Source organism: Fusibacter tunisiensis (assembly GCF_016908355.1).
GTDB classification, from domain to species: domain Bacteria; phylum Bacillota; class Clostridia; order Peptostreptococcales; family Acidaminobacteraceae; genus Fusibacter_D; species Fusibacter_D tunisiensis.
The window spans coordinates 1-9,996 of the sequence record NZ_JAFBDT010000042.1 but is presented as its reverse complement, the minus strand read 5'-3'; the positions used below and the strand labels follow the sequence as shown (position 1 = coordinate 9,996).

Here is a 9,996-nt window from a genome sequence, read left to right as displayed (position 1 = left end):
AACCGTGGGGCACACGGGGATAGCTCGCTTATGCTGTAGCCATTAGGCTATTCGAACGAGAAGCCCTCACTTCTTAAGTGGTGGGAGTATGTCACCATTCAATTTGTGGTTAAAATAAACTTGGCTTTGGGGCTTGAAGCACAAGCAACACTAATGTCGGCAAGACGGATTGGTGTACAGGGAAGTGAAACAGAAGGGTTTTTTAGAAAATATGACTATGCACTGGAAGGGGAGAACCGTCAAACCTTTGACCTTACATGCGCGGGATATCTAGGCGTAAAAGCAGGTATTAAACTCGATCTTAATGTCAGTTTTACTGGACTTGCAAAGCTTGGAAAGGTTGGCGTCTCAGGAGAAGTTGGGGGTTACATGGACTTATGGGGATACATGCAAATGCATCTCTTAAATGATGGGACTATGGACAAACCTGACATTAGCTTGAGTGGTGGCCCCTTTATACTTTAGGTGATCAGTATGTGATTTATCGCTTCAACAATGCCGGAAAAACTATAATTATGAATGAAAATGAATTGGATCTCAAAGATATATTGGACATTCAAATTTTGGATTTGAAAACAGGAAAAATTCATGGTGGCTCCTGAGTATTTTGGCGGCACAAAGGCTAATGTACATGTTCCAGTGGGAACTGAAAAACTCAAGACTGATTTAAAAGTGACTTATGACGGCGGCAGCTTGAGTTTTAGTACAGGTTATTTCAATGAAATGGAAGTTATTTGGGTTCATCCTTCAGTGAATCCAAGTGATGTGAATTTGGGAGCGACTCATACTGCCACCTATCAGGTAACTCTAGACGGCGTAGAGACAGTAGTGGCCACAAAAGAAGTGCTTGCAGGGGAAGTTCCAGGTCCAGTGGATCTGTCGGAATGGCTGTTATACACAGAAATCACTGCCTTTGATGCAGGGTATCAAGAGGCCCTTTGGTCGGATCAGACCTTTAATTACACTTTGGAGCCCCTACAACTTTTTATGGCCTACATTTATTGGAAATCTGACACTTGGCACTATGAACGCTATGCACTGGAGGCAGGAGATACCTTGATTTTACCTGAAGGATATGCCACATCATCTGGAATGCGTTTTGAGCGGTGGTCAATGGAAGGCTTTACTTGGAATTTCGAGGGTTCCGATTTGGGAACACGTGTTTTAACACCTGAAGACCTTGGCTATTACAAGCAACTTGGTTTTACACATATAGGCTTTGATTCAGGAATGCAGGTTGAAAATTTTAGTGGCACTTACTCAGAATGTGTGGCTGAATATGTCACGGATGTGAGTACGATTGCCTCAAAACCTGGCGTTTCAGTGATTGGTCAGTACGATCAAGAACGCATTGAAATAACGTTTATGTATCCGGCCTTGACGTATTACATGTATGGTAATGAATATGTAATTTTTGCGCGACAACTGGAGGACACATACTGGTATGGCACAAAACCTATAGCCTCTATGCCTTCATATCCTTACTGGATTCCTATCGGGTGGGATGCAGATGGAGACAATGTTGCCGACTATGGGTATGATAATTCCCCACTTGCAACAGAACTAGCTGTCTATCGATTGAAACTAATCCAAGATGGGGTACACACTGTTACGTATCGGACTGATTATGGCACATTTTCAAATGGGGAACAAGAAATCACTTTTGAAGGAACTTATGAAGCATGTAGGACGTTTATAAATGATTTTGAGGAGATACTTCTTCCTGTAATTGAAAATGGTTTTAAGTATACCTTCGAAAATTGGACAGAGAAAATTGGGCCATACACTTTTGAGTATGATGCTGTGTGGTCGTCTGAATTCCCAAATACATTTACTGAAGATGTTACGATTGCAGCGACTTACAACCGGATAGATTATGCTTATGAGATTACCTTTGATGCCGGTGGAGGCTATTTTAATGAAGACCCTTCACAGATACAAATTGTACTGGAATACACTTATGGGGATTCAGTGGTTGTACCTTCAAATCCTGAAAAGCCAGACAGTGGTTTATATGGATACGACTTCATTGGCTGGACACCAGAGGTTGGCTCGGTAACGGGTAATGAGACCTATAGAGCCCAGTACAGGACATATCTTTTAGAGGGTGAAGCAGTTGGCATTACCGTTTCAAATGGCAGTGTGACTGAAGACATTAGCGTAGGCAGCTTGTCAGAATATGTTTTTGATGTAAGCGGCGACGTACCTGAACTCCAAATTACAACAGGCAGTATTGTAACCATTAGCGGAGTTAGTTCTGCCATTAGAATTAGAATAGATGAAACCGTTACAGATGTCGTATTTAGTGATTTGACGCTGACCTTTAATGGGGCTTTAAACTATGAGGCTCTGATAATTGATGGGGCAAGTAGGCCACTGGACATCTTGATTGAAGGCAACTGTGTGCTTGAAAATCAAGTTACAGATGGGGTTACTGTCTATGCAGATAGAGAAACTCATTTTATAGGGCGTGGCACTGCACCTAATTTAAGTTTGGAAGGGCGTGCCTATACACTTATCTATCACTCTGAGAGCTTATATTTTGAAACAATGACACTGGATGGCATCACCCATAACGGCACTACGGAAACAGGTTTGTCTTTTAGTGATGGAAGTGAAGGCATAAAATTTGTTTTAACGAATGTGGCAGGGACGTTTGCTTCAGAAAACACCGGATTTAGTGGGAGCGAACTCGAGTTTATAGACAGTTCACTTTCTGTTCAATGTGCAGGCGGACTTGGTTTTGTCAGCGCGTTAAGCGTGGCGAATAGTGCTCTTTCTATGACGGGGTTATCTGGCCTCACTGCTGAAACGCTTGTAACTGTAACTGAAGGCGGACCAATATCAATCCTTTCTGATTCAGGCCCCGCTCTTAGAGCAGCGGATGGCATTTCTATAGCTGATGTTTATGATTTGGGCAGTCTGACCATCGCTCAGGTTTCAGAAGGCGGGGCGGTTTATTTTACATTGGCTACTTATGATGGCAGTGAATGGATTCCTGCCTCAAGCATAATCCTTCAAATGGAATGACGCTTTTCACTGTGTTATAATAGAGGAAATTTCAGATTGAAGGTAGGTTAAAGCATATGTTTAAAGTTAAAATTATAGATTTATCAGAATCCGGACACGGTATTGGCAAAGTAGATGGCTTTACATGGTTTGTAGAAGGGGCTGTACCAGGTGATCTGGTAATGGCCCGACCCATTCGCCAGAAAAAAACCTATGGAAATGCAGTTGTCCATGAAATTCTTAAGGCATCTGATAGCCGTACCACACCACCATGCCCGGTTTTTCCTAGATGCGGTGGGTGTCAAATTCAGCATATTCAGTATTCAGAACAACTCAAGCTTAAACAGAAACTTGTAAAAGATGCGTTTCAACGGATTGGTGGAATTTCTTCTACGCCTGTTCTGCCAACACTTGGCATGAAAGACCCGTGGCAGTACCGAAACAAGGGCATTTATCATGTGCACCCTGGAAAGTCCGGCCCTGTGATTGGCTTTTATCAAGAGAAATCCCATGTGCTTGTACCTGTGCTGGATTGTTTGATTCAAAGTGCATCTCACTCAAAAATATTAAAGGCCTTGATGCAGTACATGAGAGATTTTGATGTAGAGGCTTTTGATTCGCACCGTAAAAAGGGGGTTATTCGTGAAATTGTCATAAGAGAGTCTGCTGCTTCGGGCCATATTATGATTGTACTGGTGACCACGACCAAGTCGTTAAAGATGTCAAATGCTTTGGTGAAGTTATTAACTGAAACGAATCCTAATATTGTCTCAATTTATCAAAACATCAACCCAAGAGAAAATGTTCATGTATTTGGGCATGAAACGCGTCCATTGTTTGAAACTCAGTCTTTTGTTGAAAAAATGGGGGACGCAGTGTTTGAAATTTCCCCCCTTTCTTTTTTCCAGGTCAATACCCGCCAGGCTGATGTCTTATATGGCAAGACGGTTGATTTTGCTGGCCTAACTGGCAATGAGATTGTGTATGATCTGTACTGCGGTACAGGAACACTTGCCATTCATATGGCATCTAAAGCCAAGCATGTGTATGGGGTTGAACTTTATGCACCCGCAATTGAGGATGCCAAACGCAACACGGCCCTAAATGGCATGAATAATATTTCTTGGCTGATTGGAAAGGCTGAAGAAGAGATTGAAGGCCTAATTGAGAGGACCGGTACACCCGATGTAATTGTCCTTGACCCACCACGAAGTGGATGTGACTCTGCCTTAATTGAAATGCTTAAAACAATTAGTCCAAGCAAGATTGTTTATGTGTCCTGTAAACCGTCAACTTTGGCAAGAGATGTAAAGATGCTCAGTGAAGCTGGATATGAAGCTGTAAAAATTCAACCGGTTGATATGTTTGGACATAGCATGCATGTGGAGACTATAGTAGCACTATACAAAAAAGACTAATAATATTTGCTCATATACCCCTAATAACCAAGCTTTTTATGTTTAAGACGGATGTCTTAAATTATCGCAATAAGGAACTAAAAGATGAAATTATAATAAGACTTGGTTTTTGGATGTGAAATGTAGGGACATAAGAAACTGAATAATAAATGTGAATCCACGGGTGTAGAATCGGTGGATTTTTCTTTGGAATAATTTTCAAATTAAGGTGGGCATATATTATAACATTTGTTATAATATAAAGTGACGAGCTGGAGGTGTATAAAGTGGAATTTGCTCAAATGGTTAAAGAAATCAGAAGTAAGCTGAATATGAGTCAAGAACAACTGGCAAGAGAGCTTCAAGTGAGCTTTGCCACGGTCAACCGGTGGGAGAATGGTAAAAACAGTCCCAATAGAATGGCAAAAAAGGCACTTTATGATTTTTGTAAAACAAAGGGACTGGATGAAGAATTGATAAAGCATTTATTGGATTATTAAAATAGATGAAAGACTATGGGAGGAACAACAATGATTACAGGTGAATTACGAAGTAAGGTAGATAAAATATGGGAGATATTTTGGACGGGAGGTATTACCAATCCACTGTCTGTTATTGAGCAGTTTACCTACCTTTTATTTATAAAGGGACTGGACGAAAAACAAACGGATTTAGAAAAAAATGCGGAGCTGCTTGGCATTGAAGTAGATAAAATTTTTAGTGATGAACAAGAAAATCTGAGATGGCATAAGTTTAAACAACTGAGTGCTTCTGACATGTATGATATGGTTTCAAAGAAAGTATTTCCATTTATAAAAACCATGCATGGTGACAAGGATTCAGCATTTACCAGATATATGGACGATGCCATCTTTATGATTCCAACACCTCAAATGTTAGAAAAAATCGTTACAAATGTAGATTTATTGCCATTATCCGATGGAGACACAAAAGGTGATTTATATGAGTACCTGCTTTCTAAAGTAGCAACAGCAGGAACCAATGGGCAGTTTAGAACCCCAAGACATATTATTAAAATGATGGTGGAGCTGATGCAACCAACCCCAACAGATATTATAGTTGACCCTGCAGCAGGATCAGCTGGTTTCTTAGTTGAAGCAGGCGAGTACCTTAAAAGAAACAATGAAGATTTGTTTGCCATAAAAGAATTAAAAGACCACTATAACAATGACATGTTTTTCGGTAACGATATGGATAGAACCATGCTTCGTATTGGTGCTATGAACATGATGCTTCATGGTGTGGAAAAACCCAATATTGAATACAGAGATTCCTTATCAGAAAAGAACATTGATGATGAAAAATATACATTAGTCCTTGCCAATCCACCTTTTAAAGGCTCGTTAGATCATGAAAGTGTTGCAGCAGATTTACTTAAAATCACTAAAACGAAAAAAACAGAACTCCTTTTTTTAGCATTATTCCTTAGAACGCTTAAAAAAGGTGGTCGCTGTGCGTCTATTGTGCCAGATGGTGTCCTTTTTGGTAGTTCTAATGCTCATAAATCCATTCGAAAAGAAATCGTTGAAAACCATCATTTACATGGCATTATTTCCATGCCAAGTGGTGTCTTCAAACCATATGCAGGGGTTTCAACTGCTATCATGATATTTACAAAGACAGGTGCAGGTGGCACAGATAATGTGTGGTTTTATGATATGCATGCAGATGGGTTGTCACTGGATGATAAGCGTCAACCAGTCGAGAGTAATGATATTCCTGATATTATCAGCCGTTATCATAATCTAGAGAATGAAAAGAACAGAAAACGAACTGAAAAGTCGTTCTATGTTACAAAAAAAGAAATTAAAGACAATGGATATGACCTCTCAATCAACAAGTACAAAGAAGTTGAATATGACAGGGTAGAATATGAAAAACCTTCAGTAATAATGAACAGAATTGATGAAATTGATAGTGAAATTGATAATTTAAAAGCAGAATTGAAGACGCTGCTAAATTTAGATTTATAGGGCTGTCACGCCCTACAGCATATACCCAATTATATCACATTCCACTCTCAAAAGTCAATGAGCGGTTTTGAGCCGTGATGCAAACGGCTCAGTGGTAAATAACTACTATAATGACAACAGCCGCACAGTAAATCAGACCAACAATAGTCCGAAAGCACTGTCACGGCTGGAGATTTATAGGCAGACGAGGAATGCGGTGGATATTTAAAAGTTAGTGCAGAAATCGAAATCCCATAATAACGACACCAAGCACCACAAGAATAATACCTGTAGCACGATTTAATGTTTTTGGCTTTGCCTTATTTGCAAATACTGCCGCAATTCTTGCCCATATCAGCGTAAACACAATGCACAATACCCATGTCAGAATATCCGGTGTTCCGCCAATTGTAAAATGCGATACAGCACCCGTCAATGCGGTAAAAGTCATAATAAATACACTTGTGCCTACAGCGGTTTTTAATTCATATCCCATAACGCTGGTCAGAATCAGAAACATCATCATTCCGCCCCCTGCACCAACAAATCCGCAAATAAAACCAATAATAATTCCACAGATAATGGACTGTATAGCACGTTTTTTCGCTGATGTTTCCGCCATAGATTCTTTAGTGTTCATAACAGGACGAACAATAAATTTTATTCCAAGCAGAAACGTCATAAATACCGAGAAACCGCCCATTGTTGCGGATGGCAGAGTACTTGCCACATAGCTTCCGACAACTGTAAAAACAAGCACACTTGCCATCATAATTAATCCGTTTTTAATGTCCAGATTCTTATTTTTATGATAAGTATAGGCGGAAACTGCACTTGCCAACACATCAGAAGAAAGTGCAATACCGACTGCCATATAAGGGTCAATACCTAAAAAAGTAATCAACATCGGACTGATAACGGCGGCAGCACTCATTCCTGCAAATCCTGTTCCAAGTCCTGCACCCATACCTGCAAAAAATGTAACCAGAATAGTCATTATTGTTTCCATTATTCTTTTTCCTCCAAAATTTCATCTGAATTTTTACTGATAACCTGCATAACTTCTTCAAAAGCTTTCCTCATATTATCATCAATATGGACAAACAGCTTTTCAAAAAACATTTTTTGCAATTGCTGACCTCGTTCTATGATTGGTTTGGCTTTCTTTGTACACAGTAATTCTGTTTTACGCCTGTCACCTTCTACAGCCTGTCTTGTCAAATAGCCTTCCTGAACCAGACGTTCAACATTTACCGATACCAGATTTGCTTTGATATGGCGTATCTCTACAATATCTCTTGCATTTTTGTATTTCGGATTATTTCCAAGAAACATCAGAATATCAAATGCAGTTTGCGACAAACCCAGTTCTTTACAAAGTGGCTTACACACTTTACTGTATGCAAGTGAAATTTTGTTCTACACTTTAATTCTTGAAAACGAAGCAGGTCAAAAAATCGGCCTGTCCAAAACTGCAAACCGATATATGTTCTCCAAAATCAAAGGACTTGATCCGCCAACAGGAACAATCAGCACTTCAAATTATGCAGGAATGAACGGCAGCTATCTGAATAACGCATTCATCGAAAAGCGGAACATCGTCATTACCTTTCAGATGCGTGGCTTTGATGTGGAACTTCGCAGGCATGAACTATATCGTGTGGTCAAGCCGTCACGCTACATCAAGATATACTACTCCACAAAAAATATTTCTGTGTATGCTGAGGGTATTGTGGAAACCTGCGAGGTGGAGAATTTTGAAAAGCTGACCAATGGGCAGATTTCCATTCTCTGTCCCGATATTTACTGGTACTCCACTGAAACGCAGATTGCAGAATATTCCCGTGTCAGAGGTGCATTTCATTTTGTCTGTCCTGACAATGATGAGCCTTTTCCGATTGGTGCATATAATACGCAGGATATGATGACCATCAATAACAGCGGTGATGAGGTCGGATTCACCCTTGAAATCAGCGGAGGACCTGCGAAAAATCCGACTATTTACAACGCTCTGACGGACGAATATATGCAGATTTCAGGCGATATTCAAAAGGGAGATGTTATCACCATAACTACAAAAACGGGCAACAAAACCGTTCTTCTGGAGCGTGAGGGCGTTGTGACCAACATCATCAACCGCCTTGTTTCCGGGTCAACCTGGCTGAATCTGAAAACGGGCGAAAACAAATTTTATGTGACGGCATCGGAGGGACTGAACCGCATCAAAGTTCGCCTGATACACCGAAATGCGTACTTAGGGGTGTGAAAATGCAGATTGAAATTTACAATATGACTGTCTTGAATGATAAACTGAATATTTCACTTGAGGCTGTCTGCGACAGTTTTTCTTCGCTTTTATGGGATATTGAATATTACAAATGCGGTGCTTTTGAAGTGTACATTGCTGCATCTCCCCGAAATATTGAAATTTGAAGTTCAAAAGTCACTAGATGAAAACAAGATATTATTTGATTCATTGATGCAAGAGTACTTCGAGTAAGTATATGTTAATTACAATTACGTATAAGCAATGATTATTTAGACTTTTATATTTAAAATGGGGGTGAGAATATATGTCGAAATTATATTCTGATTGGCTAAAAATAGATCTTCATATTCATACAGATTTTAGTAGGAAGACAAAGAACAATGATTATAAAGGCGTATTTTTTATTGATAGTTTGTACAACAAGTTAAAAGAACAAGATGTTTCAATATTTTCGTTAACTGATCACAATATTATTAATATCGATGCGTACAAAGAATATTATGAGAAATATAATAGTGCTACAGATCCTTTGCTTCTTGCGGGAGTGGAACTAGATATTTTAGGAAGTTCAACAACTTATCATTCGCTTATTATATTTAATTGCAACGATTACGATGGCCTTAAAGCTATTCATGATAGCCTTGAAGAGAAATATGCTAAAAAAAATTGTGATGTGTTTAAACGGATATTAACATTTGATGATATTATTTCTGCCTTTGATGAGTTGGACTACTTTTTTATCCCCCATGCAGGAAATACATCAAGTATAATTGACGCTTTTAAGGGTGATATTGCTGCGGCGCAGAAAATGTTAATTTTACTCCAAAGTCCAATGGAAAAGGTTCAGGAGAAAAGAAGACAAATATACAATGAGCATTTTGATGTAAGGTTAACTGAAGCCTTTCGAAAAAAGGAGGATTTTGCGTATCTAGAATTCTCGGATAACCACAATATCGAGAAGTATCCATGTCGCCATATGGGAGATCAAGGAGATCATGAGTTCTATTATATAAAAGGTAGCAAGAATTATGAGACGCTTCGGCTTTCTTTCATTGATCCAAAATCCCGAATAAAAACCACTCAAGAATTTCAGGAGATAAAAAATCCAAGAGATTATTTGAGAACGCTTAATATTAAGGGTAATACACTTTTAACAGATAAAAATTTGAATTTTAGCCCGCACTTGAATGTTATTATTGGGGGACGTTCTAGTGGTAAGAGTTTAATGATGGATATTCTTAAGCGATCTATTGGATGGTGTAAGATATTTTGTGTAAAGTGAAAAATCAGTTATAATTCACTTAGACAAAATGGAGGTCCGAAATGGCAAAAAGAAAAAGAAATCCAG

At 39.2% G+C, this 9,996-nt stretch carries 11 protein-coding genes; 9 read left to right on the top strand and 2 right to left on the bottom strand.

Features of this window, described 5'->3' with window-relative positions; all coding sequences use genetic code 11:
* Positions 1 to 105: 105 nt before the first annotated feature.
* From JOC49_RS12640 to JOC49_RS12620, 6 genes are all read left to right on the top strand, one after another.
* The gene (locus JOC49_RS12640; RefSeq protein WP_204665399.1) at positions 106 to 465 is read left to right on the top strand and encodes a hypothetical protein; all 360 of its coding nucleotides are present in this window, start codon (positions 106 to 108) and stop codon (positions 463 to 465) included.
* An 11-nt stretch (positions 466 to 476) separates the two neighbouring features.
* Positions 477 to 602 (top strand): hypothetical protein, encoded by a 126-nt coding sequence (locus JOC49_RS13410; protein WP_279381218.1) that lies wholly within the window; start codon positions 477 to 479, stop codon positions 600 to 602.
* Positions 589 to 3,030: an InlB B-repeat-containing protein gene (locus tag JOC49_RS12635; protein WP_204665398.1), complete on the top strand. Its 2,442-nt coding sequence runs from the start codon at positions 589 to 591 to the stop codon at positions 3,028 to 3,030. The genes JOC49_RS13410 and JOC49_RS12635 overlap by 14 nt, the downstream gene beginning before the upstream one ends.
* A gap of 56 nt (positions 3,031 to 3,086) precedes the next feature.
* Complete coding sequence (rlmD, locus tag JOC49_RS12630) at positions 3,087 to 4,427, top strand: 23S rRNA (uracil(1939)-C(5))-methyltransferase RlmD (protein WP_204665397.1); 1,341 nt, start codon at positions 3,087 to 3,089, stop codon at positions 4,425 to 4,427.
* Between the two features lie 266 nt (positions 4,428 to 4,693).
* Positions 4,694 to 4,906: a helix-turn-helix domain-containing protein gene (locus JOC49_RS12625; RefSeq protein WP_288070926.1), complete on the top strand. Its 213-nt coding sequence runs from the start codon at positions 4,694 to 4,696 to the stop codon at positions 4,904 to 4,906.
* Between the two features lie 30 nt (positions 4,907 to 4,936).
* On the top strand, positions 4,937 to 6,400 hold the full coding sequence (locus JOC49_RS12620) for a type I restriction-modification system subunit M (RefSeq protein WP_204665396.1): 1,464 nt from the start codon (positions 4,937 to 4,939) through the stop codon (positions 6,398 to 6,400).
* Positions 6,401 to 6,611: 211 nt separating this feature from the next.
* Here JOC49_RS12620 and JOC49_RS12615 read toward each other — a convergent pair whose 3' ends face one another.
* Both JOC49_RS12615 and JOC49_RS12610 read right to left on the bottom strand, forming a co-directional pair.
* Positions 6,612 to 7,388 (bottom strand): sulfite exporter TauE/SafE family protein, encoded by a 777-nt coding sequence (locus tag JOC49_RS12615; RefSeq protein ID WP_204665395.1) that lies wholly within the window; start codon positions 7,386 to 7,388, stop codon positions 6,612 to 6,614.
* A complete protein-coding gene (locus JOC49_RS12610; protein ID WP_341534686.1) occupies positions 7,388 to 7,771 on the bottom strand; it encodes a MarR family winged helix-turn-helix transcriptional regulator in 384 nt (127 codons plus the stop codon). The genes JOC49_RS12615 and JOC49_RS12610 overlap by 1 nt, the downstream gene beginning before the upstream one ends.
* A 22-nt stretch (positions 7,772 to 7,793) precedes the next feature.
* Between JOC49_RS12610 and JOC49_RS12605 the strand changes: the two genes are divergently transcribed.
* The 3 genes from JOC49_RS12605 (at position 7,794) to JOC49_RS12595 (ending at position 9,930) form a co-directional block, all read left to right on the top strand.
* Entirely contained in the window at positions 7,794 to 8,645 is an 852-nt protein-coding gene (locus JOC49_RS12605) for a phage tail domain-containing protein (protein ID WP_204665394.1), read from the top strand.
* Positions 8,646 to 8,647: 2 nt separating this feature from the next.
* The gene (locus JOC49_RS12600) at positions 8,648 to 8,812 is read left to right on the top strand and encodes a Gp37-like protein (protein WP_204665393.1); all 165 of its coding nucleotides are present in this window, start codon (positions 8,648 to 8,650) and stop codon (positions 8,810 to 8,812) included.
* Positions 8,813 to 8,952: 140 nt separating this feature from the next.
* Positions 8,953 to 9,930, top strand: a complete 978-nt coding sequence (locus JOC49_RS12595; protein WP_204665392.1) for a PHP domain-containing protein — start codon at positions 8,953 to 8,955, stop codon at positions 9,928 to 9,930.
* Positions 9,931 to 9,996 lie beyond the last annotated feature (66 nt).

Bases quoted from the DNA above. Each gene is read 5' to 3' on its own strand.
- JOC49_RS12635 (WP_204665398.1), top strand. From the start codon at position 589: ATGGTGGCTCCTGAGTATTTTGGCGGCACAAAGGCTAATGTACATGTT.
- rlmD (WP_204665397.1), top strand. From the start codon at position 3,087: ATGTTTAAAGTTAAAATTATAGATTTATCAGAATCCGGACACGGTATT.
- JOC49_RS12620 (WP_204665396.1), top strand. From the start codon at position 4,937: ATGATTACAGGTGAATTACGAAGTAAGGTAGATAAAATATGGGAGATA.
- JOC49_RS12615 (WP_204665395.1), bottom strand. From the start codon at position 7,388: ATGGAAACAATAATGACTATTCTGGTTACATTTTTTGCAGGTATGGGT.
- JOC49_RS12600 (WP_204665393.1), top strand. From the start codon at position 8,648: ATGCAGATTGAAATTTACAATATGACTGTCTTGAATGATAAACTGAAT.
- JOC49_RS12595 (WP_204665392.1), top strand. From the start codon at position 8,953: ATGTCGAAATTATATTCTGATTGGCTAAAAATAGATCTTCATATTCAT.